Origin of the sequence: Anaeromyxobacter paludicola (assembly GCF_023169965.1) — a bacterium.
Classification (GTDB): Bacteria; Myxococcota; Myxococcia; order Myxococcales; family Anaeromyxobacteraceae; genus Anaeromyxobacter_B; species Anaeromyxobacter_B paludicola.
Map to the genome: position 1 here is coordinate 1,468,580 of NZ_AP025592.1, position 25,880 is coordinate 1,494,459.

General features: G+C 72.9%; 27 protein-coding genes, 3 tRNA genes and 1 pseudogene. 16 read left to right on the forward strand and 15 right to left on the reverse strand.

Translation table 11 applies throughout. The annotated features are described in order from the left end of the window. Window positions 1-62: 62 nt before the first annotated feature. Both AMPC_RS06890 and AMPC_RS06895 read right to left on the reverse strand, forming a co-directional pair. A complete protein-coding gene (locus AMPC_RS06890) occupies window positions 63-812 on the reverse strand; it encodes a DNA-methyltransferase (RefSeq protein ID WP_248345412.1) in 750 nt (249 codons plus the stop codon). Between the two features lie 115 nt (window positions 813-927). After that, complete coding sequence (locus tag AMPC_RS06895) at window positions 928-1,200, reverse strand: hypothetical protein (protein ID WP_248345413.1); 273 nt, start codon at window positions 1,198-1,200, stop codon at window positions 928-930. Between the two features lie 93 nt (window positions 1,201-1,293). On the opposite strand from AMPC_RS06895, the gene AMPC_RS20565 reads away from it, so the two are divergent. Continuing rightward, window positions 1,294-1,725 (forward strand): HNH endonuclease, encoded by a 432-nt coding sequence (locus AMPC_RS20565; protein ID WP_404800635.1) that lies wholly within the window; start codon window positions 1,294-1,296, stop codon window positions 1,723-1,725. Window positions 1,726-1,885: 160 nt separating this feature from the next. Here AMPC_RS20565 and AMPC_RS06900 read toward each other — a convergent pair whose 3' ends face one another. Further along, window positions 1,886-2,770 (reverse strand): hypothetical protein, encoded by an 885-nt coding sequence (locus AMPC_RS06900; protein WP_248345414.1) that lies wholly within the window; start codon window positions 2,768-2,770, stop codon window positions 1,886-1,888. A gap of 109 nt (window positions 2,771-2,879) precedes the next feature. Here AMPC_RS06900 and AMPC_RS06905 point away from each other — a divergent pair, with 109 nt between their 5' ends. From AMPC_RS06905 to AMPC_RS06910, 3 genes and pseudogenes are all read left to right on the forward strand, one after another. Beyond that, window positions 2,880-3,398, forward strand: coding sequence for a helix-turn-helix domain-containing protein (locus tag AMPC_RS06905; protein ID WP_248345415.1), 519 nt, complete (start codon window positions 2,880-2,882; stop codon window positions 3,396-3,398). A gap of 620 nt (window positions 3,399-4,018) precedes the next feature. Then, a pseudogene (locus AMPC_RS20570) lies at window positions 4,019-4,432 on the forward strand (tyrosine-type recombinase/integrase); the annotation flags it as partial. A gap of 235 nt (window positions 4,433-4,667) precedes the next feature. After that, window positions 4,668-4,739, forward strand: a tRNA-Lys gene (locus tag AMPC_RS06910). Between the two features lie 28 nt (window positions 4,740-4,767). Here the strand turns inward: AMPC_RS06910 and AMPC_RS06915 are convergent. Further along, on the reverse strand, window positions 4,768-5,913 hold the full coding sequence (locus AMPC_RS06915; protein ID WP_248345416.1) for a glycerate kinase: 1,146 nt from the start codon (window positions 5,911-5,913) through the stop codon (window positions 4,768-4,770). A gap of 17 nt (window positions 5,914-5,930) precedes the next feature. Beyond that, complete coding sequence (locus tag AMPC_RS06920) at window positions 5,931-7,553, reverse strand: L-lactate permease (protein WP_248345417.1); 1,623 nt, start codon at window positions 7,551-7,553, stop codon at window positions 5,931-5,933. A 145-nt stretch (window positions 7,554-7,698) separates the two neighbouring features. Here AMPC_RS06920 and AMPC_RS06925 point away from each other — a divergent pair, with 145 nt between their 5' ends. Continuing rightward, entirely contained in the window at window positions 7,699-8,136 is a 438-nt protein-coding gene (locus tag AMPC_RS06925) for a bacteriohemerythrin (RefSeq protein ID WP_248345418.1), read from the forward strand. Between the two features lie 3 nt (window positions 8,137-8,139). Here the strand turns inward: AMPC_RS06925 and AMPC_RS06930 are convergent, their stop codons facing one another. Together AMPC_RS06930 and AMPC_RS06935 are read right to left on the reverse strand one after the other, a co-directional pair. Further along, on the reverse strand, window positions 8,140-9,036 hold the full coding sequence (locus AMPC_RS06930) for an endonuclease/exonuclease/phosphatase family protein (RefSeq protein WP_248345419.1): 897 nt from the start codon (window positions 9,034-9,036) through the stop codon (window positions 8,140-8,142). Between the two features lie 111 nt (window positions 9,037-9,147). Next, window positions 9,148-10,152 (reverse strand): SDR family oxidoreductase, encoded by a 1,005-nt coding sequence (locus AMPC_RS06935; protein WP_248345420.1) that lies wholly within the window; start codon window positions 10,150-10,152, stop codon window positions 9,148-9,150. Between the two features lie 104 nt (window positions 10,153-10,256). On the opposite strand from AMPC_RS06935, the gene AMPC_RS06940 reads away from it, so the two are divergent. Both AMPC_RS06940 and AMPC_RS06945 read left to right on the forward strand, forming a co-directional pair. Beyond that, a tRNA-Arg gene (locus AMPC_RS06940) sits at window positions 10,257-10,330 on the forward strand. Window positions 10,331-10,429: 99 nt separating this feature from the next. Then, window positions 10,430-10,502, forward strand: a tRNA-Glu gene (locus AMPC_RS06945). An 84-nt stretch (window positions 10,503-10,586) separates the two neighbouring features. Here the strand turns inward: AMPC_RS06945 and metF are convergent. Continuing rightward, entirely contained in the window at window positions 10,587-11,495 is a 909-nt protein-coding gene (metF, locus tag AMPC_RS06950; RefSeq protein ID WP_248345421.1) for a methylenetetrahydrofolate reductase [NAD(P)H], read from the reverse strand. 47 nt (window positions 11,496-11,542) lie between these two features. Here metF and greB point away from each other — a divergent pair, with 47 nt between their 5' ends. The 4 genes from greB to AMPC_RS06970 are packed head-to-tail and all read left to right on the forward strand — an operon-like array spanning window position 11,543 to window position 15,030. Beyond that, window positions 11,543-12,043: a transcription elongation factor GreB gene (gene greB / locus AMPC_RS06955; RefSeq protein ID WP_248345422.1), complete on the forward strand. Its 501-nt coding sequence runs from the start codon at window positions 11,543-11,545 to the stop codon at window positions 12,041-12,043. Between the two features lie 46 nt (window positions 12,044-12,089). Further along, on the forward strand, window positions 12,090-13,853 hold the full coding sequence (locus tag AMPC_RS06960; RefSeq protein WP_248345423.1) for an alkaline phosphatase family protein: 1,764 nt from the start codon (window positions 12,090-12,092) through the stop codon (window positions 13,851-13,853). Continuing rightward, the gene (locus AMPC_RS06965) at window positions 13,850-14,689 is read left to right on the forward strand and encodes an endonuclease/exonuclease/phosphatase family protein (protein WP_248345424.1); all 840 of its coding nucleotides are present in this window, start codon (window positions 13,850-13,852) and stop codon (window positions 14,687-14,689) included. The genes AMPC_RS06960 and AMPC_RS06965 overlap by 4 nt, the downstream gene beginning before the upstream one ends. A gap of 47 nt (window positions 14,690-14,736) precedes the next feature. Continuing rightward, window positions 14,737-15,030 carry a YtxH domain-containing protein gene (locus AMPC_RS06970; RefSeq protein WP_248346273.1) on the forward strand — a complete coding sequence of 98 codons (294 nt, stop codon included), beginning with the start codon at window positions 14,737-14,739 and terminating at the stop codon, window positions 15,028-15,030. Window positions 15,031-15,032: 2 nt separating this feature from the next. Here the strand turns inward: AMPC_RS06970 and yihA are convergent, their stop codons facing one another. Beyond that, on the reverse strand, window positions 15,033-15,650 hold the full coding sequence (gene yihA / locus AMPC_RS06975) for a ribosome biogenesis GTP-binding protein YihA/YsxC (RefSeq protein ID WP_248345425.1): 618 nt from the start codon (window positions 15,648-15,650) through the stop codon (window positions 15,033-15,035). Window positions 15,651-15,726: 76 nt separating this feature from the next. Between yihA and AMPC_RS06980 the strand changes: the two genes are divergently transcribed. From AMPC_RS06980 to AMPC_RS07000, 5 genes are all read left to right on the forward strand, one after another. Beyond that, entirely contained in the window at window positions 15,727-16,203 is a 477-nt protein-coding gene (locus tag AMPC_RS06980) for a hypothetical protein (RefSeq protein WP_248345426.1), read from the forward strand. After that, the gene (coaE, locus tag AMPC_RS06985; protein WP_248345427.1) at window positions 16,200-16,835 is read left to right on the forward strand and encodes a dephospho-CoA kinase; all 636 of its coding nucleotides are present in this window, start codon (window positions 16,200-16,202) and stop codon (window positions 16,833-16,835) included. Before AMPC_RS06980 ends, coaE begins: the two co-directional genes overlap by 4 nt. Window positions 16,836-16,841: 6 nt before the next feature. Then, entirely contained in the window at window positions 16,842-17,999 is a 1,158-nt protein-coding gene (locus tag AMPC_RS06990; RefSeq protein WP_248345428.1) for an SDR family oxidoreductase, read from the forward strand. Window positions 18,000-18,061: 62 nt separating this feature from the next. Continuing rightward, window positions 18,062-18,472 (forward strand): MaoC family dehydratase, encoded by a 411-nt coding sequence (locus tag AMPC_RS06995; protein WP_248345429.1) that lies wholly within the window; start codon window positions 18,062-18,064, stop codon window positions 18,470-18,472. Then, window positions 18,472-18,951: an FAS1-like dehydratase domain-containing protein gene (locus tag AMPC_RS07000; protein WP_248345430.1), complete on the forward strand. Its 480-nt coding sequence runs from the start codon at window positions 18,472-18,474 to the stop codon at window positions 18,949-18,951. Before AMPC_RS06995 ends, AMPC_RS07000 begins: the two co-directional genes overlap by 1 nt. A 24-nt stretch (window positions 18,952-18,975) precedes the next feature. Here the strand turns inward: AMPC_RS07000 and AMPC_RS07005 are convergent, their stop codons facing one another. The 6 genes from AMPC_RS07005 to hslU form a co-directional block, all read right to left on the reverse strand. Further along, window positions 18,976-19,521, reverse strand: coding sequence for a tetratricopeptide repeat protein (locus AMPC_RS07005; protein WP_248345431.1), 546 nt, complete (start codon window positions 19,519-19,521; stop codon window positions 18,976-18,978). Then, window positions 19,518-21,137, reverse strand: a complete 1,620-nt coding sequence (dnaK, locus tag AMPC_RS07010) for a molecular chaperone DnaK (protein ID WP_248345432.1) — start codon at window positions 21,135-21,137, stop codon at window positions 19,518-19,520. The genes AMPC_RS07005 and dnaK overlap by 4 nt, the downstream gene beginning before the upstream one ends. Further along, a complete protein-coding gene (locus AMPC_RS07015) occupies window positions 21,134-22,096 on the reverse strand; it encodes a J domain-containing protein (RefSeq protein ID WP_248345433.1) in 963 nt (320 codons plus the stop codon). Before AMPC_RS07015 ends, dnaK begins: the two co-directional genes overlap by 4 nt. Before the next feature lie 86 nt (window positions 22,097-22,182). Further along, a complete protein-coding gene (argF, locus tag AMPC_RS07020) occupies window positions 22,183-23,109 on the reverse strand; it encodes an ornithine carbamoyltransferase (protein ID WP_248345434.1) in 927 nt (308 codons plus the stop codon). Between the two features lie 8 nt (window positions 23,110-23,117). Further along, window positions 23,118-24,320, reverse strand: coding sequence for an acetylornithine transaminase (locus AMPC_RS07025; RefSeq protein WP_248345435.1), 1,203 nt, complete (start codon window positions 24,318-24,320; stop codon window positions 23,118-23,120). Between the two features lie 26 nt (window positions 24,321-24,346). Continuing rightward, the gene (gene hslU / locus AMPC_RS07030) at window positions 24,347-25,747 is read right to left on the reverse strand and encodes an ATP-dependent protease ATPase subunit HslU (protein WP_248345436.1); all 1,401 of its coding nucleotides are present in this window, start codon (window positions 25,745-25,747) and stop codon (window positions 24,347-24,349) included. Window positions 25,748-25,880: the final 133 nt, after the last annotated feature.

Consider the following 25,880-nt stretch of genomic DNA (forward strand, 5'->3'; position numbering starts at 1 on the left):
CGCCCGCCGGATGCTGGGCCTGCCGTACTGGACGTTGGCGCCCCTACCTCGGATGCCCTGGCCTAGCCAGCGGTGAGCAGCGAACGCTGCCGGGGCTCGACGGTCGTCGGCCTCCACTCTGCGACATCCGCTCCGGCTTCCGTGAACCGCTTCGTCGCCACAGCCAAGGCCTCGGCGCAGATGTCTGCCCCAGCGAACGACCTCTTGAGCCGGAGAGCCGCAACTCCCGAGGACCCCGAGCCCATGAAGGGGTCGATGACCAACTCGCCGGGCTGGGTGCTCTGGTTGATGAGCACCTCGCTCACCTCGACCGGCTTCTCGGTCGGGTAGCCGTTGTAGATGCGTGGGCACTCGATGATGTCGGGGACTCCGAGGTCGTTCAGCTTCCGCTTGCCCTTCTCGAAGAACAGGATGAACTCGTACCGAGAGCGGTAGTGGTAGCCCATCCCGATGCGCTTCTTGTCCCAGACCAGGGGCTTCCAGAACTTGAACCCGGCGGCCTCGGCGAGCGGCTTTGCTACGAACGCCGTCTCCTGGTCACAGAACAAGTAGAAGTGCCTGTCCTTTCGGAGCACCCGGTAGGCCTCGCTGAAGAGGTCGGGGAACCGGGAGTTCGGAAAGATGGAGAACCAGTCGTTGCTGGACGCCTTGCTGTGCTTCAGCCGGGTTGTCGTTCCGATGGCGCGGTGCTTCTCTAGAGACTCGTAGGCGGGGTCGGTGACGATGAGGTCCACCGAGCCGGACGGCATCGAGCGGAGCCACTCGACGGCATCGACCTGCGCGAGGCGGGCTGTGGGCGTGTTACTTGCCATGCTGTAGTGGTACCGCAGCCCCCTGACAGTCGGCTGATGAAGAAGGCCCCCTAGAACTCGCCGTAGGGGTAGGCTGAATGGTCCCCAGAGCCGGAGTCCGTGCATGCCAAAGACGTCAGCACCATGCCCGTTCTGTCCCGAGCCGCTCAACAAAGGTACCGATGGTCTGTTCCTGGACACGAGAGGCAACGTTGTCCATGACTGGCACGAAGCCGTCGGAGGATGGAAGACGTGCCCCACTTGCTCGAAGATAGCGAAGAGGCACGTCTTTCTTCCCTTCCCTAAGGCGTTCGGTCGTCGGGGCATTAGAAAACATTCCAGCGGCAAGATTGAGCCCGAGAACAACTGTTCGCGTCATCGGGTCTATCGGGATGGCGAACAGGTGCATGCCGAGCAGCGCAACCTAGACCCAGACCAGTGGGAGTGCAGTGGGGCGGGAGTAGTTCGGAGAGGCGCTTCCGTCCCTGTTCCAGCCCCTAGCATGCCACTCATCCGGCCAGGAGGGCGTCACGACGGTTTTGATGATTTCCCCTGGAGCGAGGAGGCTGCCAAGGGAGCGGTGCGGTTCCAGGCGGGGACGGTATTCGACCCAGAAGGCGAACGACGGCTCATCACGCACTTCCTGCACGAACGCAATTCTCAGGTCAGGCCCCAGTTCATCGCTGCTCGGGAGCGTGAGGGGATTCTTGTATGTGACGCCTGCGGCGTGGACCTAGCAGGCCGATATGGCAGCGGTTTCTCCAAGGTCTTCGAGGTGCACCATACGATTCGGGTCTCCCTTGGACGCCAGGAGACGAGGATGCAGGACCTTGCACTCCTGTGCCCGACTTGCCACCGGGTTGCCCACTATCAGATGGCCGAGCCTCGTCGGCCTGAAGACATCAAGCGCCTCGTCAACCGCCAGCGACGGTGACGTTTGTTCCGCCTACCTTCGAGTACGGGCATCTCCCCGGCGACTGCCTTCCGAACACTCGACGCCGCCGCGAGCAGCCACGGCGCCAGGCTCGGGGACAGGACTGGTCCGCATAGCAGCCGATTTCATCGTCTAGGCCAGAACTGCACCGGCCCGAAGCTCAGAACCGCCCCAGGAACCCGCCGCCCGTCCAGAGCCCTACCTGGCCAGGCTCAGTACGGGTGACCCCGTACTCGGCGATGGCTACCGCCTCCTGCACTGGAGTCTCTTCCAGAGCCTGTGCCGGCTCACCATCCGCCGGCTCCACCGCCGAGAGGTCGTCGAAGAAGGACCATCGCCGCTTGCGCAGGGTGGGCTCAGGGTTGACCTGAACCGCCTGATGCTCCACGCCGGTCGCGACCTTCACCGGCTCCGACGTCAGCATGCCTCTCTCAACCTGGGTCTCTTCATGATGCACCTCCACGCCGGCTCCCAAGCTGATTGCCGGGCGGCATGCCGGAGCGGCTGAGCAAGGCTCGCTCACGGTCACCGGCTGGAGACCGTGGTGCTTCGGCACCTCCTGCTCCGTCCCCATGCCGCCCAGCATGTCGCCAGGGCTGGAGACCGGGAGAGGCATGGCGGCGATGGCGGCCTCCATGCCGGTCGGGAGCGCGGCAGTGCCGGTGTCCTCCCTGTCGTCTCCGACATCGACGTTGCCCCCCTGCCCGCACCGGGAAGACCCCAAGGTCTCCAGTGCCGCCCGGCATGCCGCCAACCCGGCGAGTGCAGCATCCAGTCGCGCCTCGAACTCGACCAGCCTTGCCTGGAGCGCCTCGACCGTGCCGTCGAGCGGCACGCCCGCATGCCGGGGCGGCACGGCCGACCGTTCCTCGCCCAGGTACCGGGCCCGCCACAGTCGCAGCGTACGCTCGCCGATGCCCACCGAGGCGGCGTACTCCCGGGCCGTGCAGGCATGGGGATTCCATCCCGTCGCCAGCCGGCGGCGGGTCTCGTCATCGAAGGCCTTCATGGCAATCAGTAGATTGCCGCTGAGGTCGAGCGGCATGCCGGCCTTGAGCCAGTCGGCGTGAAGACAAGCGGTCTGGCTTGCCGAATCTAAAGCCGCCCCGGGGGCATAGACCGGGAAGTCCTCTGTGCTCTGTTACAGGACTAGTATGGCACCACCGACCAACAACAACACCAGTCCGGCCGTCCGCAGCGCGCAGCCGCACTGTGTTGAGTACTCTCTCGACCGTCACCTCCGTGAACTCGTTGACGAGCGCCTCGAAGCTAGAATCGACGACCTCGCCGCACGTCTCTCCGAGCTTCTCGGACGTCAGCCCACTCGGCGCTCGGACCCCCTGCTCAGCGTGAGCGAGGCCGCCGAGTACCTCGGCCTCAGTACCGGCACCGTCTACAAGCGTGCCGAGGCGGGAGTGCTGCCTTGCGTCAAGGATGGAACCCGGCTGCTGTTCCGGCAGGCAGACCTCGACCAGTACATCGAGGGCAACGCCAGGTCTCGGACGCGCACCGCGCAGGCGGCCGGCTTGGCCAGGTACGCACTACGGCCTGCGCCCACCCCATCGACTCTCAGTGCACGACGTGCTAGAATGATTGATGTTCGGCCGCTGCTTTCTAAGCTGCCGGCGAACCAGCCCGAGGGTGAATCCTCCGGGGAACCCCAGTCCAACTAGGGAGACCCAGCGTGCCTCGAAAGCAACGCCGCCGCGCTCATGGGCAGGGGACGGTCATCCAGCGAGGGCCCAGGAACTTCTGGATTCGCTGGAGAGAGAACGGGGTCCAACGGTTCGACAAGGGCTACCTGACCCGAGATGAGGCTGAGGCAGTCCTCGACAAGATTGTCTCGGACATGAAGGCCGGGAGGGCAGGCCTGCCACCGGACCCGAAGACCCTGCCGACCCTATCCGTCCTGGCTGAGGACTGGCTCAAGCGACGCAAGCTCACGCACCGCGCTGCCGGCAACGATGCCTGCCGCTGGAAGAAGCACCTCAAGCCCTTCCTCGGCCAGTGCCGGCCCCCTGAGGTCAACTCCGCCCTCCTCCGTCGCTTCGTCGAGACCAAGCTGGCCGAGCATCTCAACCCGGCCACCATCGGGCACTGCATCCGACTGCTCTCCACGTTCTACAGTGACCTTGTCGAGCGAGGCCTCGTGTCGGCCAACCCGGTGCGCAGCCTGCCTCGGTCCACCCGGCGGCTCTACCGCCCGACCCACGACCCCCGGGACACGCCGTACATCGAGCGCCTTGGCGACGTCGCGCGGGTGGCCGAGAAGCTATCGGAGCCGTACCGGGTCATGTTCTTGGTCGGTGCCTTGGCGGGCCTTCGTCCCGGCGAGATTCGCGGCCTACACTGGGACGACGTGGACCTGGTCACAGGGAACATCCGGGTCTGGCGTCAGGCTGCCAACGGGAAGCTGGGGCCAGTCAAAGACGACGAAGCTCGCGTCGTGCCTATCCAGACGGCTCTTCTCCCCGTCCTGCGGTCATGGAAGGAACAGTCGGGTGGTCTGGGGCTGATGTTCCGGCCGGTCTGCGCGGGCCGTGGAGGGCGTCCGGGGCGACCGGCCTCCTTCATCCGCGAGCACACGCTGCTGAACCACATCTCCAAGGCACTGAAAGCCTGTGGGCTGCCCGACCTCACGTGGTATCAAGCCACGCGGCACACGTTCGCCAGCCAGTGGGTCCTGGCGAACGGGTCCATGGAGAAGCTGGCGCTCATGCTCGGCCACTCCTCGACCGAGGTCACCCGCCGCTACGCCCACCTGAAGGCAGACCTCTTCGGCCCCTCCGAGCGGGGTCTGCTTGCTGTCGAACTGGAAGCTGGGGCGAAGGTGCTGCCACTCGTTCAGCCCCCTCTTCCCGGTACACTTAGTTACACTGGAGTAACGGTCGAGGGTTCGACTCGGTCGGAACCCGACAAATCGGCCGCAGATTCAACAACTTGGGGCGCTAGCTCAATGGTAGAGCATCGGCCTTTTAAGCCGGTGGTTGTGGGTTCGAGTCCCACGCGCCTCACTCTCTCCGTCGCCGGCCCGCCCGGCGGTCAGCGCCGCAGCGCCGCGCCGACCCGGAGCAGCCGGCAGACGCGCGCCGCCGCCGCCTCGATGAGCGAAGGCCCGCGCGCCACGCACTCCTCGAGCGACATGGGCTGGGGCACGATGCTCGCGAGGGCGTCGATCCCGCGCGCGAGGACGTCGTCGGCGCCGTCCCCCAGGCCGCCCGAGAGGCAGATCACCGGCACGCCGTGCCGCGCCGCCACCGCGGCCACGCCCACCGGCGCCTTGCCCATGGCGGTCTGGAAGTCGGTCCTCCCCTCCCCGGTGACGACGAGGTCGGCGCCCTGCACGAGCGCCTCGAACCCGGTCGCCTCGAGGACGATCTCCACCCCCGGCCTGAGCCGCGCCGGGGTGAACCAGAGGAGCCCGGCCCCGAGCCCGCCCGCGGCGCCGGCGCCGGGCAGCCCGGCCACGTCGCGGCCCGTCGCCGCCCTCGCCACCTCGGCGTAGCGGCCGAGCGCCGCGTCGAGCTCGGCCACCATCTCCGGGGTGGCGCCCTTCTGCGGCCCGTAGACCGCCGAGGCGCCGCGGGGCCCGATGAGCGGGTTGTCCACGTCGCAGGCCACCAGGAGCTCGGCCGAGGCGAGCCGCGGGTCGAGCCCGGCGAGGTCGATCCGGTCGAGCCGGGCCAGCGCCGCCCCGCCCTCCGGGAGCTCCGCGCCGGAGGCGTCGAGGAAGCGGGCCCCGAGCGCCCGCGCGAGCCCGGTCCCGCCGTCGTTGGTGGCGCTCCCGCCGATGCCGACCACGAGCTTGCGGAGCCCGGCGTCGAGCGCCGCCTTCACGAGCTCGCCGGTGCCGAAGGTGGTGGTCACGCGCGGATCGCGCCGCTCCCTCGGCACGAGGGGGAGGCCCGAGGCGGCGGCCATCTCGACGACCGCGGTCTCGCCGTCCCCGAGCACGCCCCAGCGCGCCCGCACCGGCGCGCCGAGCGGCCCCCGCACCGCGCTCTCCCGCAGCGCGCCGCCGGTCGCGACGACGAGGGCCTCGACCGTCCCCTCGCCGCCGTCGGCGATGGGCACCTTCCTCACCTCGGCGTCCGGGAAGACCGCGTGGACCCCCCGCTCCACCGCCTGCGCGACGGCGAGCGCGGAGGCGCTCCCCTTGTACGAGTCGGGCGCGACGACGACGCGCATGGCGGCCTCCGCTCCGGCTACGGGACGAGGTGCGGGAACAGGAAGGCGTAGCCCCACACCATGAGCCCGAGGATGACGAGGTACGGGATGGTGTACTTGATCGTCTGCCGCATGATGCGCCCCTCCTGGTTGAGGAGCCCCACCGCGGCGGCGGCGATGACGATGCTCTGCGGCGAGATCATCTTCCCCGCCGGGCTGCCGGCGTTCCCGCCCGACGCCATCAGGACGTCGGAGAGCCCGAGCCCGTGGGCGGTCAGCTTCTGGAGGTTGCCGAAGAGGGCGTTCGACGAGGTGTTGGAGCCGGTGAGGAAGACGCCGATGGTGCCGAACACCGGCGACAGCAGCGGGTACACGTGCGCGCTCACCACGCTCACGATGCTGTTGGCCATCGTGTTGACCATCGAGATCTGCTTCACCCCCAGCGTGCCCCAGACCGCCAGCTTGGTCTTGGGGTCGAGGATCGGCAGCGCCAGGTTCATCACCTCGGAGATCGAGAGGATGGAGGCGACCGCCACGAAGGACGGCACCATCTGGCGCGCCGTCTTCCCGAACTGCTCGCCGAAGGTGCGCAGCCGGATCCCGAGGAACGGGAAGGCGAGCAGGCCGGCGATGAGCATGATGGTGCCGGGGCTCTGCAGCCAGGTGAACTTGTAGAGCTTGCCCGGGTTGTAGATCTGGAACTGGACCAGCATCCACTCCCAGCCCTTGGCGCTGCCGTTGAAGTAGCGCTTCGTCCCCTCCAGGTTCACCGCGATGACGAGCACGGCGAGCAGGAGGTACGGCAGCCAGGAGAGGAACAGCTCGCGGGGGTGGAACTCCTTGGGCTTCGCCACCGCCGCGCCCTCTCCCGGGAAGAGCCAGGGCCGGGCGTCGCGCCGGCGCGAGAGGTAGAGCGCCGTCGCCGAGAGGCACACCAGCGAGGCGACCACGTCGGTGAGCTCGGCGCTCACGAAGTTGGAGACGAGGAGCTGGGTCACCGAGAAGCTCAGGCCGGTGACCAGGATCACCGGCAGCGCCCCCTTCACGCCCTTGCCCCGCGACATCGCGAACACCGTCGCGAAGGCCATGATGAAGGCGAGCGGCGCCATGAGGCGGCCCGACATGCGCGAGAGGCGCATCAGGTCGAGCTGGGTGGTCCCGGCGAGGGTCACGGTCGGGATGGCGAGCGAGCCGAACGGCACCGGGCCGGTGTTGGCGACCAGGCAGACGAGCGCCGCCATCATCGGCTCGTAGCCCAGGCCCACCAGGATGCTCGCCGGGATCGCCACCGGCGCCCCGAAGCCGCAGATCCCCTCGAGGAAGGCGCCGAACCCGAACCCGATGAGGAGCGCCTGGGCGCGGCGGTCGATGGTGAGGCTCGCCATCGCCCCCTGCATCTTGTCCATCCAGCCGGTGGCCTTGAGCGTGTTGTAGACCACGAGCGCGCCGAAGGGGATGTACATGATCGGGAAGATCCCGAAGAGCGCCCCCTGGAGCGCCGCCAGCAGGGTGACGCCCGGCGGCAGGTGGAAGTAGAGGATGGCGATGAGCACGGTCACGGCCCAGGCGACGGGCGCGACCTTGACGGCCGGCTTCATCAGCAGCGGCAGTCCGACGAGCAGGACGAAGAGGGGAAGGGCGGCTACCAGCGCGGGGAGCATCGAGGGCGTCCTCCTGGGTAGGGCGTGAGGCCTGGGCGCGGCGGGTGGGGCTGCGCGACCGTCTTGGGGGACGAGCGTAGCAGGTACGGCCGAGCGAGGAGGACGAAGTTATGGAACCGACTCCCCCCCCCGAGGAGGTATCGCGATGCCCCAGCCCCACCCCCACCCACACTGGGAAGAGCGGCTCGCCCTCAAGAACGAGCCGATCGACGGCGAGCACCAGCTGCAGGTCGATCTCGTGAACGCGCTCGAGGACGTGCTGGAGCGGGGACGGCCGCGCGAGGAGGCGGAGGACATCCTCCGGCAGCTCGACGACTTCAGCAACATGCACTTCATGAGCGAGGAGCTCATGATGCGCTTCCACTCCTACCCCGAGCTGCACGCCCACGCCGACGAGCACCGGCAGCTGCTCGAGCACCTGCGGACGCTCCGCGAGCAGTTCGCCCGGGACGACATCCCGCTCACCCTCGAGACCATCCGGTCCCTCCGGCGCTGGCTCGGGGCCCACATCCGGACCATGGACCGGAAGCTCGCCGAGCACATCAACCAGGGGAAGGTGGGGCCGGAGGCGGAGCCGCACTGATCCTCACGGCGGCGGCACCCACAGCTCCGCCAGCACCGGGCGGTGGTCCGAGGCGGCCTCGACGTCGTCGCCGCCCGCCACCTCCACCCGAGCGAGCCAGTCGAGCGCGTTGGCGCTGGCGACGAGGTAGTCGAGCCGACCGCGGTACGCGGGCGGGGTGTAGGTGTAGGCGTCGGCCGGCGCGACGAGCGCGCCCAGGTCGGCGAGCAGCGGATCCGCGAGCAGGGGCCGCAGCGGCGCCGAGCCGGGCAGGTCGTTGAGGTCGCCGGCGACGACCACCAGCGCGCCCGGCAGGCCGCTGAGGAGGTCCCGCGCGATCGCGTCGGCGCGGGCCGCCTGGGCGGCACGGAGCGCGTCCTGCGGCTCGCGCTTGGAGGCCAGGTGGGCCGCGAGCAGGACCACCGGCCGGCCCGCCACCGCGAGGTGGACCTCCGAGAGGTCGCGGGAGAAGAGGTGGGCTCCGGCCGCGTCGCGGTCCGCGAGGTGGCTCACGCAGCGCGCCAGCGGCCGGCGCGAGAGGACGGCCACGTCGATGCCGCGCGGATCCCGCCCCTCGGTGAGGTGGAGGTGGACGTAGCCGAGCGCCGCGAGCGGCGGGCCGCGCGCCAGCCGCTCCAGGAGCGCCAGGCTCTCCACCTCCTGCAGCACGATCACGTCGGCGTCGAGCCGCGCCAGCACGGCCCCGACCCTGGCGAGCTTGCGCGCGACCGTGTCGGGGCGCGGCACGGGATCCTGCGTGAGCGGGTCGTCCGACTCGTCGAAGAGGTCGTGGACGTTCCAGGTGACGAGCCGCAGCCGCTCCGAGCCGGGCGCGGGCTCGCGCGGCGCGGGGCCGCAGGCGGAGAGCAGCAGGGAGAGCGACAGCGCGGCGGCGAGGCGGCGCGGGGACGGCGCGGTCATGCGCGGCGGGAGTGCAAGGGAGTGGCCGGCCCGGAGTGGCGATCCGGCGCGGGCCGAGGCGCCATCGGGCGTCCGCGGGGGAAGCGGAGCGGCCGCGCGGCGGACGCGAGGCTACGCCCGCAGCACCCGCCACCCCGCCCGCGCGCCGGCCGTGGCCAGCGCGGCGGAGGCCAGGGCGGCGAGCGGGTGCATCCGCATCCAGAGCTCCAGGCTGAAGCGGCGGGAGCGGCGGTCGAACCGCCCGTGCGCCCCGCGGTCGCCGGGCAGGGGCGCGTCCACGTTGTCGGGGCGGTTCGGCGGCTCGGGCTCGTCGGTCTGCTGCGCGTCGAAGCCGTGCCGGGCGAGGTAGCGATCGGCGAAGCCCGGCACCAGCCGCTGGCCGACGATCGCCTTGATGGCGCTGACCGCGATCCAGAGCTCGCGCGCGGGGTGGCGCGCCGCGTGGACCGCGGCCCGGGCGATGACCTCGGGCTGGTAGATGGGCGGCACCGGCTGCGGCCTCCGCGGCAGCCGCGTCCGCACCACGTCGAACTGCGGCGTGTTCACGGCCGGGAGCTGGAGCATGACGAGCCTCACCCGGCTCCGGTCGTGGAGGAGCTCGGAGCGGAGCGAGTCGGTGAAGCCGCGGATGGCCGCCTTGCTGGCGCAGTAGGCGCTCTGCAGCGGGATGGAGCGGTAGACCAGCGCCGACCCGATCTGGATGATCGTGCCCTCGTCGCGCCGGCGCATGTGGCGGAGCGCGGCGAGGGTGCCGTGGACCGTGCCGAGGTAGTTCACCTCGGTGACGCGCCGGTACTCTTCCGGCCGCATCTCCCAGGCCGGCGAGAAGACCGAGACCATGGCGTCGTTCACCCACACGTCGATCCGGCCGTACCGGGCCGCCACCTCGTCGGCGGCGCGCTCCACCGCGCCGGCGTCGGCGACGTCGAGCGCGAGCGGGAGCGCCTCCCCGCCCGCTCGCGCGATCTCGGCCGCGGCGTGCGCGAGCCCCTCGCGCCCGCGGGCGATGAGCCCCACCTTCGCGCCCTCCGCCCCGAACGCCCGCGCGATGGCCCTCCCCACTCCGCTCGACGCCCCCGTCACCACGACCACCTTCCCCGAAATCGCGCGCGCCATCCGGCCTCCCGCAAAACGGTAGTGACGGCGCACGGGAGGGGCTCCCTCCGAGGGCCGGAAGGTGCTATATCGGGCCTGGGTCGGCCGAGCGATCGGTCGGCCCCGACCCCATCGTCTAGAGGCCCAGGACTCGGCCTTTCTCGAGGTCGCAACCGGGGTTCGAATCCCCGTGGGGTCACTCCGAGGCCCGGAGCGGTTCGCCGCTCCGGGCTTTTCGTCTTCGCCCACTCCCCCTTTGACACCTCGGGCCGCCTTCGCTAGTTTCCCGCGCCCTCAAGACCCCATCGTCTAGAGGCCCAGGACACGGCCCTTTCAAGGCTGTAACCGGGGTTCGAATCCCCGTGGGGTCACTCGAGGCCCAGGATGGTTCCGCCGTCCTGGGCCTCTTTGCGTTCGCCGTCCGGAGCGCGGAGGAGGTCCCGACGCCGAGCTCCCTACCCCCCCTGCCGCCACGGCTCGCTGGCGCGGAGCGCGGCCACGATGGCGCGGGAGGAGGGCGAGCGGTTGAGCGTGTAGAAGTGGATTCCGGGCACGCCGCGGCGGAGGAGCTCGGCGCACTGCAGGCTCGCGTAGGCCACCCCGAGCTGGAGGGCGCCGTCCGGATCGTCGCGCCGGGCCGCCATCGCGGCGCGGAGCGGCTGCGGGATCACCGCCCCGCACATGGCCGTGAAGCGCTCGGCCTGGTCCACGTTGGTGAACGGCATGATGCCGGGCAGGATGGGCACGCCGATGCCGGCGGCCCGGGCCCGGTCCACGAACCGGAAGTGCGCCTGGTTGTCGAAGAAGAGCTGGGTGACGAGGAAGTCCACGCCGGCGTCCACCTTCGCCTTGAGGTTCGCGAGGTCCCTCACGAGGTCGGGCGTCTCCGGGTGGCCCTCCGGGTAGGCGCCGGCGCCGATGCAGAACCGCCACCGCTCCGGCTGCGAGCGGATGAAGGCCACGAGCTCGCTCGCGTAGCGGAAGCCGTCCGGGTGCGGCTGGAAGTCCTTCGCGCCCCGGGGCGGATCGCCCCGCAGCGCGAGCACGTTCTGCACGCCCGCCGCCGCCACCTCGTCGAGCACCGCGGCGATCTCCTCGCGCGACGCGCCCACGCAGGTGACGTGCGCCATCGCCTCGACCTCGGTCTCGCGCTTGAGCCGGGTGACGAGCTCGAGGGTGCGCTGCCGGGTCGAGCCGCCCGCGCCGTAGGTGACCGAGACGAAGGCGGGGCCGAGCGGCCGCAGCGCCTCGACGGTCTCGTAGAGCTGACGGACCCCCTCCTCCGTCTTGGGCGGGAAGAACTCGAAGGAGAAGATGGGCTCGCCCCGCTCTCGGGCGAAGCGCAGGAGCTCGGTGACCTTCACCGCGACAGCCTAGCTTCTCCCCCGCCGGGCTGCCAAGATCCGACGCGATGACCGAGCAGAGAAGACCGCGCTACATCACGCCGGAGGGGTTCCGGCGGCTCTCCGAGGAGCAGCAGGAGATCTGGACCGTGCTCCGGCCGAGGATCGTGGCCGAGGTGGAGGCCGCCGCCGCGCTGGGCGACCGGAGCGAGAACGCCGAGTACAAGTACGGCAAGCAGAAGCTGCGCGAGCTCGACCGGCGGCTCCGCTTCCTCTCCCTGCGCATGGACGAGCTCACGGTGGTGGAGCCTCGCCCGAACGGGAACGGGCGCGCCTTCTTCGGCGCCTGGGTCACGGTGGAGGACGAGGAGGGCGAGGTCCGGACCTGGCGGCTCGTCGGGCCGGACGAGTTCGACGTCTCGCAGGGGCTCCTCAGCGTGGACGCGCCCCTCGGCCGGGCGCTGCTCGGCAAGCGCGAGGGGGACGCGGTCCGGTTCCGGCCGCCCGGCGGCGAGGTGGAGCTCACGGTCGTCGAGGTGCGCTGGTCCGAGCCCGGCGCGCCGGAGTAGCGGGCGGGCGGCCCCGTCCACAGCCTTCTCTCGCGAAGGGGGGCGCGTGCGCGAGCGGGCCACGGCGACGGGGCTGGGCATGGGGCGGCTCCTCGCCCGCTCGGTCGCCCCGCTGATGCGGGACGTGCTCCGGCCCATGGCCCGGCGCGGGCGGGTCCGCCCCGGCCCGCTCGAGGGGGGACGGCGCCTGCTGCTCATCCAGCTCGACGGCGTCTCGCACCGCCGGCTCGAGGGAGCGCTCGCGAGCGGCCGCATGCCGTTCCTGGCCTCCCGCCTCGCCCGCGGCACCCACCGGCTCTCGAGCTGCCGCAGCGGCGCCCCGGCGTCCACCCCCGCCTTCCAGGCCGGCCTGCTCTACGGGCGCGCCCCGAGCGTCCCCGGCTTCGTCTGGTACGACCGGCGCTCCGGCCGCGAGGTGCGGATGGACCGCGCCACCGACGCCGCCGCGGTGGAGCTCGAGCTCTCCCGCGGCGCGCCCGGGCTGCTGCGCGGCGGCACCTCCTACTTTTCCATCTTCTCCGGCGACGCCGCCCTCCCCCACTTCTGCCTGTCCGGCCTCGCCGGCGAGCTCTCCCTCGACTACTACCGCGACCACTTCAACGGCTGGGACACGCTCGCGAGCGGCCTCGTGCACACCCTCACCGCCGCGCGCGTCGGGGGCCGGCTCGCGTGGGAGGGCGCGCTCGGCGCCTGGGACGCCGTCCGCTGGTCGGCGAGCCTGGGGCGCTGGAAGCACGAGCCCCGGTTCCTGCTCCACCGGCTCATGGTGGGCGCCCTCATGCGCGAGCTGGCGGTGCAGGGGATCATCGTGGACGTGGCGCGCGGCGTGCCGGTGATCTTCTGCGACTTCCTCGGCTTCGACGAGTTCGGGCACCGGCGCGGCCCGGAGTCGGAGGCGGCGCTCGCCCACCTCGGCTCGATGGACGCCGCGCTCGAGGCGATCTTCGCGGCCGCGGACTCGGTCCCGGCGCTCCGCTACGACGTCTTCGTCCTCTCCGACCACGGCCACGTGGCCACCCGCCCCTTCGAGTCGTACACCGGGCTCTCGCTGCCGGAGTACCTGGCGCTCGCGGGCGGCGGGGTCCACGTGCCGCGCGCGCTCGGCGGCGAGGAGGCGGTGAGGCTCGCCCAGACCCGCGCGCTCCGGACCTGGCTGGCGCGCCTGCCGCGGCGGCCGCGCCGGCTCCTCGCCGCCGGCCTGGATCGGGCCGAGCGCGGCCTCATCGGCCACGCGCTCGGCTTCGCCCGGTCGGACCGGGTGGTCACCGCGGAGGCCGGCGATCTCGCCCACGTCTACTTCACCGGCGAGCGGGATCCCCTTCCGCTGGCGGGGATCCGGGCGCGCCACCCGGACATCCTCTCCGCCCTGCGGGAGTGCGGCGCCGTCGGGCTCGTCGCCGTCCGCGACGGCGGGCGCGGCGCCGTCCTGTGCCGGGAGGGCGAGCTCGACCTGGCCGTGCCGGGCGACGTGGCCCGGCTGCCGCACCCCGAGCCGGCGCTCCTCGCCGACTACCTGGCCGGCCTGCTGCGCCTCCCCGACTCCGGCGACCTCGTGGTCCTCGGCTGGCGCGGCGAGCGGCGCGAGGTGGTCGCCTACGCCTGGGAGTTCGGCTCGCACGGCGGCGTGGCGCCGGAGGAGATCGAGACCTTCGTGCTCCACCCGGCGGGCTGCGCGTTCGACTTCCCGGCGGTGCGCCACCCGGACGCGCTCTACCGGCTGCTCACCGCCGCCTACCGCACCGCGCCCGGCCGGCCGCGGCGCCCTCCGGGGCCGCCGGCGCTCACCCCGCGCGAGCAGCACGCCCCATGACCGGCGCGCGGGTGAAGGTGATGAGCTGGAACGTCCACGGGATGGTGGGGCTCCAGGGGGACTGGGATCCGGAGCGGGTCGCGTCGGTCATCCTCCAGGCCGACGCCGACGTGGTGGGCCTCCAGGAGGTGGGGGCGCTGGGGCTCGGCGCCGGGGACCACCTCCCCGACCCGGCGGGCGAGCTCGCCGCGCTCACCGGGCTCCGGGCGGTCTACGGCCCCACCCTGCTCCGCCGCGGCTTCCCGTACGGCAACTGCATCCTCTCGCGCCTGCCCGTCGCCTCGACCCGCAGCTACGACCTCTCGGTCCGGGGGCGGGAGCCGCGCGGGTGCCTGCGGGCCGACGTCCGGCTCGGCGACGCCGGGTTCCACCTCTTCAACTGCCACCTCGGCCTCGACTGGCGCGAGCGCCGGCGGCAGGCGGCGATGCTCCTCTCGGCCGACATCCTGCGCGACACCGCGCTGCAGCACCCGCTCGTGCTGGTCGGTGACTTCAACGCCTGGTCGAGCCGCTCGGCCGTGCCGCGCTGGCTGCGCCGCCAGCTCACCGACAGCTCGCACGCCCGGCGCGGCGGAGGGGCCACCTTCCCCTCCTCGTTCCCCGTGCTCCGGCTCGACCGCGCCTACGTGGACCGCTTCTTCCACGTCGAGGCGAGCGAGGTCCTCGACACGCGCGAGGCCCGCGCCGCGAGCGACCACCTGCCGCTCGTGGTCCAGCTCCGGCTCGATCCCGCCGCGAGGCGCCCGGCGCCCGCCCGCCCGATCGAGGCCGCCGGCGTGCACACGGTGCTGACAGGGCAGCAGGCTGCCGCGCCGGGCCTCGATGCGAATGATTGAGCCTGGGCGCCGCGGCGCGGCGCGAGAGGGAGGGAACGACCGTGAACATGGACTGGAAGAGCCTGAAGAAGCTGCGGAACATGGACCGCGACGACGTGCTCGACATGATGGGGCTCGAGCGCAGCACGCCCACCGGCGACTTCTTCACCGGGCTCGGCCTGTTCGCCGTGGGGATGCTGGTGGGCGCCGGCCTCGGCCTGCTCTTCGCGCCGAAGCGGGGCGAGGAGATCCGCGCCCAGATGGGCGAGGCCTGGCGCAACCGCCGCGAGCACGCGGACGAGTTCGCCCACCAGATCGGGATGGAGACCAGCCCTGGCCCGACCGCGGGCAAGATGCAGTAGCGTCAGCCTCGCGCCAGCTCGACGAGGCGCGCCCAGAGGGCGTCGGTGCCGGTGCCCTCGACGGCGCTGAACGGCACCGCGCTCCCCTGCGGCAGCTCGAGCTCCCGCTCGATCTCCCGGACCGCGTGGAGCCGCCGGTTGCGGGCGAGCTTGTCGAGCTTGGTCGCGGCCACGAGCACGTCGCGGCCGGTGCTGCGCAGGAAGGCGAGCGCGTCGCGGTCGCTCTCGCTCGGCGGGTGCCGGCCGTCCACGATGAGCACCACCGCCCGGAGCGGCTCGCGCACCCGCAGGTAGTCCTCGATCATCCGCGCCCAGCGATCCCGCTCCGACTTCGACACCTTGGCGTAGCCGTAGCCCGGCAGGTCGCAGAACCGGATCACCTCGCGCGCCGCCGCCTTGGAGGGCACCTCGGTCACGAGGAAGAACTGGAGCGCCTGGGTGCGGCCGGGCGTGTTCGAGACCCGCGCCAGCTTCTTCTGCCGGGCGAGCGCGTTCAGCATCGACGACTTGCCGACGTTGCTCCGCCCCACGAAGGCGAACTCGGGGAGGGGCGGCTCCGGCCACTCCTCGCGCCGGGTGGCCGTCTTCTCGAACTTCGCCTCGATGACCTGGACTGGCACGCGCCACCCTTCTTCCGCTCCGGGGAGGCGCCGATGCTAGCAGCCCTGCCGCCGCGGCGGCGGGGTATAATGACCCATGCCCACGCGCGCCGCCCTGCCCTGCCTCGCGCTCCTCGTCCTCCTCCCCCTGCCCGCCCTCGCCCGGCCCTGGAACGGCATCACGCCCGGCGCGAGCACCGCCGCCGACGTGGCGCAGCGCTTCGGCGAGCCCTCCACCAAGGGGCGGCTCGGGGGGCGCAGCGCGATGATCTACAAGGGCGACCAGGCCATCGACGGCACCCGCCAGGCGCAGTTCTTCACCCGCGACGACGGGCGGGTGCTCGAGGTGACGGTCTTCCCCTCCGCGCAGCTCGACAAGGAGGCGGTGGAGGGGACCTACGGCAAGGGCGCCCAGAAGACGTTCACCGACGACTTCCGGCCGGTCTGGCTCTACCGGTCGGCGGGGGTGATGGTCTTCTTCGGCCGGGACGGCTACGTCGAGGCGATCACCTTCAAGCAGGGCGACGCGCCCGCCGCCCCCCACGCCCGCGCCGGCGAGCCCGCGGCCCCGTGAGGCTCATCGGGCTCACCGGCGGCATCGCCACCGGCAAGAGCACCTTCGCCGCGGCGCTGCGCGAGCGCGGCGTCCCGGTGATCGACGCCGACGTCCTGGCCAGGCAGGTGGTGGCCCGCGGGACGCCCGGGCTCGCCCAGGTGGTGGCCGCCTTCGGCCCCGAGGTGCTCGGCCCCGCCGGCGAGCTCGACCGCAAGAAGCTCGCCGCCCGCGTCTTCGGCGACCCCGCCGCCCGGGCGGCGCTCGAGGCGATCACCCACCCCGCCATCCGCGAGGCCCTCCAGGCCGAGACCCGCCGGCTCGACGCCGCCGGGGCGCCCCTCGCCTTCTACGACGTCCCGCTCCTGTACGAGGTCGGGCTCGAGGAGGTGCTCGACTGCGTGGTGGTGGTGTACGCGCCCGCCGCGAGCCAGCTGCTCCGGCTCGAGCGGCGGGACGGGCTCACCTACGCCGAGGCGAAGGCCCGCCTCGCGGCCCAGCTCCCGATCGACGAGAAGGCCCGCCGGGCGGACGTGCTGGTCACCAACGAGGCCGACCCGGCCGCGCTCCGCGCCAAGGCCGAGCCGCTCCTGCGCGACCTCTCCCTGGGCCTCTCCCGGAAGCTTCCCAACGCGCCGCCGAAGCGCTATTGACGCTCCATGGGCGGGCCGGCTGCGCGCGAGGTGGTGTTCGTCACGGGCTACCCGGGCTTCATCGCCCGGCGGCTGGTCCAGCGGCTCGCGCGGGAGCTCTCGCCCGGCGCCCGGCTCACGCTCCTCGTCGAGCCCTCGCAGCTCGAGGCGGCGCGCGCCGCGGCGGCCGACCTCCCGCTCCGCCCGGAGCTGCTCGAGGGAGACGTCTCGGCGATGCACCTCGGCCTCTCCGGGCCGGAGTTCAAGCGGCTGGCCGCCGAGGTCACCTGCATCTGGCACCTCGCCGCGGTGAAGGAGGTCTCGGCCGGGCGCGACCGGCTCCGGCGCGTCAACGTCGAGGGCACGCGGAACGCGCTCGACCTGGCGCGGAGCGCCCCGGGGCTGCGCCGCTTCCACCACTTCTCGAGCGCCTGGGTCTCCGGCGATCGGACCGGGGTGATCCTCGAGGACGAGCTCGAGTTCGGGCAGGGCTTCCACGACGCCTACGAGGAGTCGAAGTACCGGGCCGAGGTGCTGGTGAAGCGCGCCGCCGCCGACCGGCTGCCGGTCACCGTCTACCGGCCCTCCATCGTGGTCGGCGACTCCCGGACCGGCGAGATCGACCGGTTCGAGGGGCCCTACGCGCTCGCCATCCTGCTGCTCGCCTCCCCGCTGACGCTGCCCTTGCCGCTGCCGGGCGACGGGGCGGCGCCGCTCAACGTGGTCCCGGTGGACTTCGTGGTCGAGTCGGCCGTCACCATCGGGCGGAACCCGGCGGCGGTGGGGCGCACCGTCCACCTCGTGGACCCGGCGCCGCTCTCGGCCCGGCGCGTCTACGAGCTCGTGGCGGCGCGCGAGCACCGGCGGCTCCCGCCCATGTCGCTGCCCGCGCGCGCGGTGGACGCCATCCTGCGGCTCCCGGTGCTCGAGCGGCTGACGCGCTCGCAGCGCTCCGCCATCGAGGCGGTGAGCCACGGCGCGCTCTACAACTGCCGCAACACGCTCGAGCTGCTCGAGGGCACGGGGGTGCGCTGCCCGCCGCTCACCGCGTACCTCGACCGGCTCACCGAGTTCGTGAAGGAGCAGTACGCCCGGCGCCGGGCCGCCCGCGCCCTCGAGGTGGACGACCCGCTCGACGACCCGCCGGCGCCCCCGCGCCGCGGCGCCGCGCCCGAGCGGCCGTGAGCGGCGCACCGACGCCCCGACGGGTGCTGGCCGACGCGCCGCCCGCCCGGCATGCTGCCGAGATGAAGCGGCTCGCGGACTTCCGCCCCGGCGACACCTTCGTCCTCACCCGCACCTGCGACCGCTACCGGCCGGTCTACTACGCCGCGGCGTCCGGTGACTTCAACCCGATCCACGTCGATCCCGAGGTCGGCCGGCAGGCCGGGTTCCCGGGCGCGATCCTCCAGGGCATGTGCACGCTCGCCTGGGCGGCCGATGCCTGCGTCGGCTACTTCGACGACCCGGCGCGCATCCGGCGGCTCCGCGCCCGCTTCTCCCGCCCGGTGAACGTCGGTGACACCGTGACCGTCACCGGGCGCTGCGTGGCGGTCGAGGGGGGCACGGTCCGGGTGGAGCTCTCGGCCGTGAACCAGCACGGGCAGGAGGTGCTGAAGGGGGCCGTCGCCGAGGCCTCCTTCGGCGAGGAGCGCTGATGGCCATCGACCGCAAGCACCTCGGCCGCCGCTACGGCCCGTACCGCTACGCCGTGGGGCTCGAGAAGCTGCGCGAGTTCGCGGTGGCGGTGGCGGGCGGCATCCCCGGGAGCGCCTTCCCCGGCGAGCCGCCGCAGCCCCCCCACCCGCTCCTCGTGGACGAGGCCGCCGGCGCCGCCTCCCCCTACGGCAGCGTGGTCGCCGCGCCGACCTTCTGCGCGGTCTTCGCCATGCGCCCCTTCGCGGCGGCCTGCGTCGACCCGGCGCTCGGCATCGACCTCGTCCGGCTGGTCCACGCCGAGCAGGAGTTCGAGTACGGCGCGCCGATCCGGCCGGGCGACGTGCTCGAGACGACGGGCGAGGTGACCGGGATCGAGGCGCGCTCGCGGCTCGACTTCCTCACCGTCACCACCACCTCGGTGAACCAGCGCGGGGAGCGGGTGGTGCAGGGGACCTGGACGGCGATCGTCCGCGGCTGACGGCCGGCCGGGGCTGGCCGCCGCCTACCCGATCACCTTCTGCTCGACGAGCCGCGCCAGGATGCGCGCGGTCTCGAGCCGGGGCAGCCCGGAGAGCGCGAAGAGGTCCTCGTAGCTCACCGTGCCGTCCACCTGGGCGAGCAGGAAGCCGGCCCGGTGGTCGAGGTTGAGCCAGAGCACCTGGTCCGGCCGCATGCGCGGCTGCGGGACCGCCATCATCCCGCCGAGCTTGGACTCGTAGAGGCCGACCAGCTTCTCCTCGTTCCGGGCCAGCAGGGCCCGGGCCTCGGCGTGGCCCGGATCCGCGGCGAGCACCTGCTCCACGAGCTCGATGGCCCCGGAGAAGTCGTCGAGCGCCATCCGCCTCCGGGCCTCGGCCATCCAGGCCGGCACGCCCGACGGCGGGTCGCGGGCGGGCGGCGGGGGCGGCGGCTCGAGCGGCTCGTCGGCGAGGGCGGTCAGGTCGAGCCCGCCGCGCGCGTCGAGCACGATGGGCGGCTCGCGCGAGGGCTCCGCGTCCCAGGCCGAGCTCGGGGCCTCCTGCGGCCTCTGCGGCCGGTCTCCGCTCATGTCGGATCCTCCCCCCCGGGCGCCACGGCCGGGAGCTCCCAGTCGCGGCGCTCGCGCAACGTCTCGAGCTCCTCCTCCGAGAGGCCGGAGGTGGCGGTGACCTGGATCGACTGCCGCTGCCCGGTGACCCGGTCGTAGGCCGAGACGCCCAGGATGCCGTCGGCGGTGATGTCGAAGGTCACGTCGATCTGGACCTCGCCCCGGCGGGCCGGCCGGATGCCGGCGAGCACGAACTCCCCGAGGAGCTCGTTCTCGTCCGCCTTCTCGCTCGCGCCCTGGAGCACGGCGATGCGCACCGCGGTCTGGTTGTCCTGCACGGTGGTGAAGACGTGGGTCTGGCTGGTCGGGACGGTGGTGTTGCGCGGGATGACGGTCCGGAAGTACCCGCCGGCCACCAGGATGCCGAGGTTCTGCGGCGTGACGTCGAGGAGCAGCGGCTCGGAGGCGAGCTGCTCGGGGTGCAGGAGCGCCTGCCCCTGGATCGCCGCCCCGAGCGCCACCACCTCCTCCGGGTGGACGCCGCGCGAGGGCTCGCGGCCGAAGTAGGCCCGCACCGCCGCCTGGATGCGCGGCATGCGGGTCATCCCGCCCACCAGCAGCACCTCGGCCACCTCCGACCGGCGCACCCCGGCGTCGCGCAGCGTCCGATCGGTCACGTCGATGCAGCGGTCCACCAGGTCGCGGGTGAGCCGCTCCAGCTCCTCGCGCGTGACCTGCCGCTCGAGGTGGAGCGCCTTCCCGTCCGGCCCGGCGACCAGGAACGGCAGCGACACGCTCGCCGACGGCAGCGCCGAGAGGTCGCACTTGGCCTTCTCGCTGGCGTCCCGGAGCCGCTGCAGCGCCATCTTGTCCTGCCGCGCGTCCACCCCGCCGTGCTCGGCCGCGAAGGACTCGGCCACCGCGTCGCCGAGCCGCCGGTCGAAGTCCTCGCCGCCGAGGTAGGTGTCGCCGCCGACGCCGACCACGTCGTAGACGTTCTTCCCGATGTCGAGGATGGAGACGTCGAGCGTGCCGCCGCCGAGGTCGAAGACCACCACCTTCTTGTCGAGCTGCCGGCCGAAGCCGTAGGCCAGCGCGGCGCTGGTCGGCTCGTTGACGATGCGGAGCACCTCGAGGCCGGCGATGGCCCCCGCGTCCTTGGTGGCCTGGCGCTGGCCGTCGTTGAAGTAGGCCGGGACGGTGATCACCGCCTTGGTGACCGGCTCCCCGAAGAAGGCCTCGGCGTCCGCCTTGAGCTCGGCGAGCACCATCGCCGAGATCTCCTGCACCGGGTAGACCTGTCCGCCCATCCGGACCCGGACGTCGAAGCCGTCGGGCCCGGGCACGAGCTCGTAGGGCAGCACCTTGCGCGCGTCCTCGACCTCGCGCGAGCCCCACCGGCGCCCGATGAGCCGCTTCGCGGCGTGCACCGTGTTCTCGGCGTTGGTGATCGCCTGCCGCTTCGCGATCCCGCCCACGAGCCGCTTCCCGTTCCGCGACACCGCCACGATCGACGGTGTGAGGAGCTGGCCGGCGCGGTTCGGGATCACGCGCGGCTGCCCGTCCACCACCGCGGCCACCACCGAGTTGCTGGTGCCGAGGTCGATCCCGATCACCGGCTCCTGCCCGCCGCTCATCCGAAGATCCTCCAGCGCAGCTTGCGCAGCTGCGCGCGCGCGGCCTCGAGCGAGCCGTCCGCCGCCAGGGCGCGGCGCAGGGCGCGCCGGGCCTCCTTCACCCGCCCGAGCTGCGCCAGCGCGAGCCCCAGCTCCTCCGCGGCGCGGGGGTCGGCCGGGGCGAGCCGCGCGGCCGCCTCGGCCCGAGAGAGCGCCTCGGCGTGATCGCCCTGGAGCCGCGCCAGCCGGGCGCAGCCGAGCTGCCACGGCGCCCCCTCGGGATCGAGCCCGGCCGCCTCGACCCAGAGCGCCCGCGCGGCCGAGAGCCTCCCGAGCGCCTCGGACTCGCGGGCCCGCTCCGCCACGCCCTGGGCCTGCGCCGCCGCGGCGCGGTGCCGCGCCTCGTGCGCGAGGTCGCGGGCCTCGGCGTTGCGCGGATCCATGGCGACGAGGGTGAGGAAGTCGTTCGCGGCGTCGGCGAACCGGCCCTCCTCGAGCGCGGCCCGGGCCCGCTTCATGATCTCGCCGCCCCGGGCGGCCCGCCCCACGAGCGACGCGCTCCGGGCCAGCCGGGCCCGGCGCTCCTGGGCCCGGAGCTCGTCGTCGAGCCGCTGCGCCTCGACCCGGGCCACCTCCTCCGGCGGCGCCGTCTCCCGGGCATAGGCGTCCCGGCGCGCCGGGTCCGCGAGGAGGTCGCGGGCCTCGGTGAGCCGCTGGACGATCCGGTCGAGCCGGACCTTGAAGGTGCCGAGCGAGCGCCCGTTGTAGCGGTCGGGGTGGAAGCGCCGGATCCGCTCCAGGTAGGCGGCGCGGGCCTCGGCGGGGCCGGCGTTCCAGGCGAGCCCCAGGACCTCCCAGTGCGTGCCGCGCACCCGGGCCTCCAGCTCTAGGATCTCCCGCCGCAGCTCGAGCGGGAGGTCCACCGGCTCGTAGAGCGCGGCCTCGTCGACGGCGGGCTTGGGCGGGAGGGGAGAGGTCACGGCGGCGCGCGGCCCCCTTGTTCCTCGGGGCTTCTCGCGAGCTTAGCGGTGGCCCGGCGGGGGGTCAAACGATGGGCCCGCCCGCCTCACCCCGCCAGCAGGAGCTCCAGGAGCGCCTTCTGGGCGTGCAGCCGGTTCTCGGCCTCGTCGAAGACCACCGAGCGCGGCCCCTCCAGCACCGCCTCCGAGATCTCCTCGCCGCGGTGGGCCGGCAGGCAGTGCAGGACGATGGCGCGCGAGTCGGCGGCGGCGAGGAGCGCGTCGTCCACGATGTAGCCGGCGAAGTCGCGGATCCGCTTCGCCGCCTCCCCCTCCTGGCCCATGCTCGCCCAGACGTCGGTGTTGACGACGAGGGCCCCCTCCACCGCCTCCCGGGGCGTGCGGAAGACCCGGGCGTGCCGGCCGGCCTGCGCGAGCAGCGCGGGATCGGGATCGTAGCCCTCGGGGCAGGCGAGCCGCAGGGTGAAGCCGAGCCGGGCGCAGGCCTCGAGCCAGCTGTTCGCCATGTTGTTGCCGTCGCCGATCCAGGCCACCGAGAGGTCCTCCCGGCCGATGGCGTCCTGCCCGAAGCGCTCGGCCACCGTGAGCAGGTCGGCCACGATCTGGCAGGGGTGCGAGGCGTCGGTGAGCGCGTTCACCACCGGGACGTCGGCCTGGCTCGCCAGCTCCTCGAGCTTGGCGTGCTCGAAGGTGCGGACCACGAGCGCGTCGAGGTAGCGCGACAGCACGCGGGCGGTGTCGCGGATCGGCTCGCCGCGGCCGAGCTGGGTGTCGCGCGGCGAGAGGAACATGGCGTTGCCGCCGAGCTGGTAGGCGGCGACCTCGAACGAGACGCGGGTGCGCGTCGAGGCCTTCTCGAAGATGAGCCCGAGCGTCATCCGGTCGAGCGGGCGCGGCCCGCCCTTCCCGAGCAGCTTCCACTCGGCGGCGCGCTCCACGAGCTCGGTCAGCTCCTCGCGGGAGAGGTCGGTGATGCGGAGGAAGTCGCGCTTCTTGCGGGCGATGCGGGACATGGGCGGGATCATTCCTTGGCCGGCGCGGCCCGGAGGGCGGCGCCGAGCCGCTCGGCGGCCAGGTCGGCCTCGGCGGCGGTGAGGGTCAGGGCGGGGGCGAACCGGATCACCGAGTCGCCGATGGCGTTCACGAGGAGCCCCTGGGCGCGGGCGAGCTCGACCACCGCGCCGGCGGAGACCCCCTGGAGCAGGACCCCCTGCAGCATGCCGCGGCCGCGCACGCCCTTCACCCGGCCGGTGGCGCGCAGCGCCTCGAGCCGCTCCACCAGCCGGGCCGAGACGGCGCGCGAGGCCTCGAGCGCCCCGCCGCGCAGGACCTTCAGCACCGCGAGCGCCGCGGCGCACCCGAGCGCGTTGCCGCCGAAGGTGCTGGCGTGGCTGCCGGGGGTGAGGTGCGCGCCGACCTCCTCGGACGCGAGCAGCGCGCCCATGGGGAAGCCGTTGGCGATCGCCTTCGCGGAGCTCATGAGGTCGGGGGCGACGCCGTCCCACTCGTGCGCCCACATCCGCCCGGTGCGGCCGACCCCGGTCTGCACCTCGTCGAAGCAGAGGAGCGCGCCGGCCTCGCGGGTGAGCGCCCGGGCCCGGGCGAGGTAGCCCTCCGGCGCGGGCATCACCCCCGCCTCGCCCTGGATCGGCTCGACGATGAAGGCGGCGGTGCGCGGCCCGAGCGCGCCCCGGAGCGCCTCGACGTCGCCGTAGGGGACGTGGCGCACGCCCGGGACGAGGGGCTCGAAGCCGTGGTGGTACTTCTCCTGCCCGGTGCAGGAGAGGGCGAACATCGTCCGCCCGTGGAAGGAGCTCAGGCAGGCGACGATCTCGTTCCGCTCGGGGTGGCCGAGGTCGGCCTGGTACTTGCGGGCGAGCTTCAGCATCGCCTCGTTGGCCTCGGCGCCGCTGTTGCAGAAGAAGACCCGCCTCGCGAACAGCGAGCCCTCCACCAGCGCCTCGGCCAGCTCCACCGCGCGCGGGTTGAAGAAGAGGTTGGAGACGTGCCACAGCTCGCGCGCCTGCGCCTCGAGCGCCGCGACCACCGCCGGGTGGCAGTGGCCGAGCGCGTTGACCGCGATGCCGCAGATGCAGTCGAGGTACTCCCTGCCGTCGGCGTCCCACACGCGCGAGCCTTCGCCGCGCACCAGCGCCACCGGCGCCTGCCGGTAGTTGGGGGTGAGCACCGCCTTGCCCCGGGCCACGAGCGTTTCGTTGTTCATGCAATCGCCTGCATACCACAGGGCGGCTACAGGATGTAGCGGGAGAGGTCCTCGTCGCCGGCCACGCCGGCGAGCCGCTCCCGCACGTAGGCCGCGTCCACCACGATCCGGCGGCCGGCCAGCGCCGGCGCGTCGAAGGAGACCTCCTCGAGGAGCTTCTCCATCACCGTGTGGAGCCGCCGCGCGCCGATGTCCTCGTTCCGCTCGTTCACCTCGGCGGCGAGCCGCGCCAGCTCGTCCACGGCGTCGTCGCCGATCTGCAGGTCCACCCCCTCGGTGGCGAGGAGCGCGGTGTACTGGCGCACCAGCGAGTTGCGGGGCTCCTTCAGGATGCGCACCAGCTCGTCGCGCCCGAGCGGGTCGAGCTCCACGCGGATGGGGAAGCGCCCCTGCAGCTCGGGGATGAGGTCCGACACCTTGGCCACGTGGAAGGCGCCCGCGGCGATGAAGAGGACGTGGTCGGTCTTGACCACGCCGTACTTGGTGTTGACGTTCGAGCCCTCGACGATGGGGAGGAGATCGCGCTGCACGCCGCCGCGCGAGACGTCGGGGCCGGCGCCGCCCTCGCCGCGCGCGGCGATCTTGTCCACCTCGTCGATGAAGACGATGCCGTGGTCCTGGGCCCGCTCGAGCGCCTCGCGCGTGACCCGCTCCATGTCCACCAGGCGGGCCGCCTCGTCCTGCGTGAGCAGCTCGAGCGCGTCCCGCACCCGGAGCTTGCGCTTCCGCTTCTTCGGGCCGCCGCCCAGCATCGAGACGAGCGGGTTGTTGCCGAGGCTCTGGAACATGTCGTTGAGCCCCTGCGCCATGTCCTCCATGCCCGGGCCGGCCACCATGGGCATGAGCGGCGCGGCCTTCTCGGCCACCTCGACCTCGACCTCGTCGTCGTCGAGCGTGCCGGCGCGGAGCTGCGCGCGCGCCTTCTCGCGCGGCGAGAGGCCCGGCTCCTCCCCCTCCCCCGCCACCCGCCGCACCGCGCTCCGGAAGCCGACCCCGAGGCCGCCGCCGTGCCCGAGCGCGTCGAGCACCTTCTCCTCGGCCGCCTCCCGGGCGCGGCCGCGGAGCTTCTCCATCTCCTCCTCCTTCACCAGCTTCACCGCGGCCTCGACGAGGTCGCGCACCATCGAGTCCACGTCGCGCCCGACGTAGCCCACCTCGGTGAACTTGGAGGCCTCCACCTTGACGAAGGGCGAGCCGGCGAGCCGGGCCAGCCGGCGCGCGATCTCGGTCTTCCCCACCCCGGTGGGCCCGATCATGATGATGTTCTTGGGGAGGATCTCGTCCTTCAGCTCGGGCGCGACGCGCTGCCGGCGCCAGCGGTTCCGCAGCGCGATGGCCACCGCCTTCTTGGCCTTGGCCTGCCCGACGATGTACCGGTCGAGCTCGGCCACGATCTCCTTGGGCGACAGGTCCCGCGGCTCGGGCATGTTAGTGCTCCCACCCAGGCCTGCTGCCTACTGCGAGCGACGATCCTCTCGCTGCGGCGGGCGGCCTCGTCGGTGCGCTGCTCGGCGTAGCGCTGCTACGCCTCCGCGGCTCCCTCCTCGGGCGCCCACCTCG

What these genes read in the sequence shown, in the direction of transcription:
- AMPC_RS06890 (WP_248345412.1), bottom strand. Translation starts at nt 812, where the DNA reads ATGGCAAGTAACACGCCCACAGCCCGCCTCGCGCAGGTCGATGCCGTC.
- AMPC_RS06895 (WP_248345413.1), bottom strand. Translation starts at nt 1,200, where the DNA reads ATGCACCTGTTCGCCATCCCGATAGACCCGATGACGCGAACAGTTGTT.
- AMPC_RS20565 (WP_404800635.1), top strand. Translation starts at nt 1,294, where the DNA reads ATGCCACTCATCCGGCCAGGAGGGCGTCACGACGGTTTTGATGATTTC.
- AMPC_RS06900 (WP_248345414.1), bottom strand. Translation starts at nt 2,770, where the DNA reads ATGCCGCTCGACCTCAGCGGCAATCTACTGATTGCCATGAAGGCCTTC.
- AMPC_RS06905 (WP_248345415.1), top strand. Translation starts at nt 2,880, where the DNA reads ATGGCACCACCGACCAACAACAACACCAGTCCGGCCGTCCGCAGCGCG.
- AMPC_RS06915 (WP_248345416.1), bottom strand. Translation starts at nt 5,913, where the DNA reads ATGCGCGTCGTCGTCGCGCCCGACTCGTACAAGGGGAGCGCCTCCGCG.
- AMPC_RS06920 (WP_248345417.1), bottom strand. Translation starts at nt 7,553, where the DNA reads ATGCTCCCCGCGCTGGTAGCCGCCCTTCCCCTCTTCGTCCTGCTCGTC.
- AMPC_RS06925 (WP_248345418.1), top strand. Translation starts at nt 7,699, where the DNA reads ATGCCCCAGCCCCACCCCCACCCACACTGGGAAGAGCGGCTCGCCCTC.
- AMPC_RS06930 (WP_248345419.1), bottom strand. Translation starts at nt 9,036, where the DNA reads ATGACCGCGCCGTCCCCGCGCCGCCTCGCCGCCGCGCTGTCGCTCTCC.
- AMPC_RS06935 (WP_248345420.1), bottom strand. Translation starts at nt 10,152, where the DNA reads ATGGCGCGCGCGATTTCGGGGAAGGTGGTCGTGGTGACGGGGGCGTCG.
- greB (WP_248345422.1), top strand. Translation starts at nt 11,543, where the DNA reads ATGACCGAGCAGAGAAGACCGCGCTACATCACGCCGGAGGGGTTCCGG.
- AMPC_RS06965 (WP_248345424.1), top strand. Translation starts at nt 13,850, where the DNA reads ATGACCGGCGCGCGGGTGAAGGTGATGAGCTGGAACGTCCACGGGATG.
- AMPC_RS06970 (WP_248346273.1), top strand. Translation starts at nt 14,737, where the DNA reads ATGGACTGGAAGAGCCTGAAGAAGCTGCGGAACATGGACCGCGACGAC.
- AMPC_RS06980 (WP_248345426.1), top strand. Translation starts at nt 15,727, where the DNA reads ATGCCCACGCGCGCCGCCCTGCCCTGCCTCGCGCTCCTCGTCCTCCTC.
- AMPC_RS06990 (WP_248345428.1), top strand. Translation starts at nt 16,842, where the DNA reads ATGGGCGGGCCGGCTGCGCGCGAGGTGGTGTTCGTCACGGGCTACCCG.
- AMPC_RS06995 (WP_248345429.1), top strand. Translation starts at nt 18,062, where the DNA reads ATGAAGCGGCTCGCGGACTTCCGCCCCGGCGACACCTTCGTCCTCACC.
- AMPC_RS07000 (WP_248345430.1), top strand. Translation starts at nt 18,472, where the DNA reads ATGGCCATCGACCGCAAGCACCTCGGCCGCCGCTACGGCCCGTACCGC.
- AMPC_RS07005 (WP_248345431.1), bottom strand. Translation starts at nt 19,521, where the DNA reads ATGAGCGGAGACCGGCCGCAGAGGCCGCAGGAGGCCCCGAGCTCGGCC.
- dnaK (WP_248345432.1), bottom strand. Translation starts at nt 21,137, where the DNA reads ATGAGCGGCGGGCAGGAGCCGGTGATCGGGATCGACCTCGGCACCAGC.
- argF (WP_248345434.1), bottom strand. Translation starts at nt 23,109, where the DNA reads ATGTCCCGCATCGCCCGCAAGAAGCGCGACTTCCTCCGCATCACCGAC.
- AMPC_RS07025 (WP_248345435.1), bottom strand. Translation starts at nt 24,320, where the DNA reads ATGAACAACGAAACGCTCGTGGCCCGGGGCAAGGCGGTGCTCACCCCC.
- hslU (WP_248345436.1), bottom strand. Translation starts at nt 25,747, where the DNA reads ATGCCCGAGCCGCGGGACCTGTCGCCCAAGGAGATCGTGGCCGAGCTC.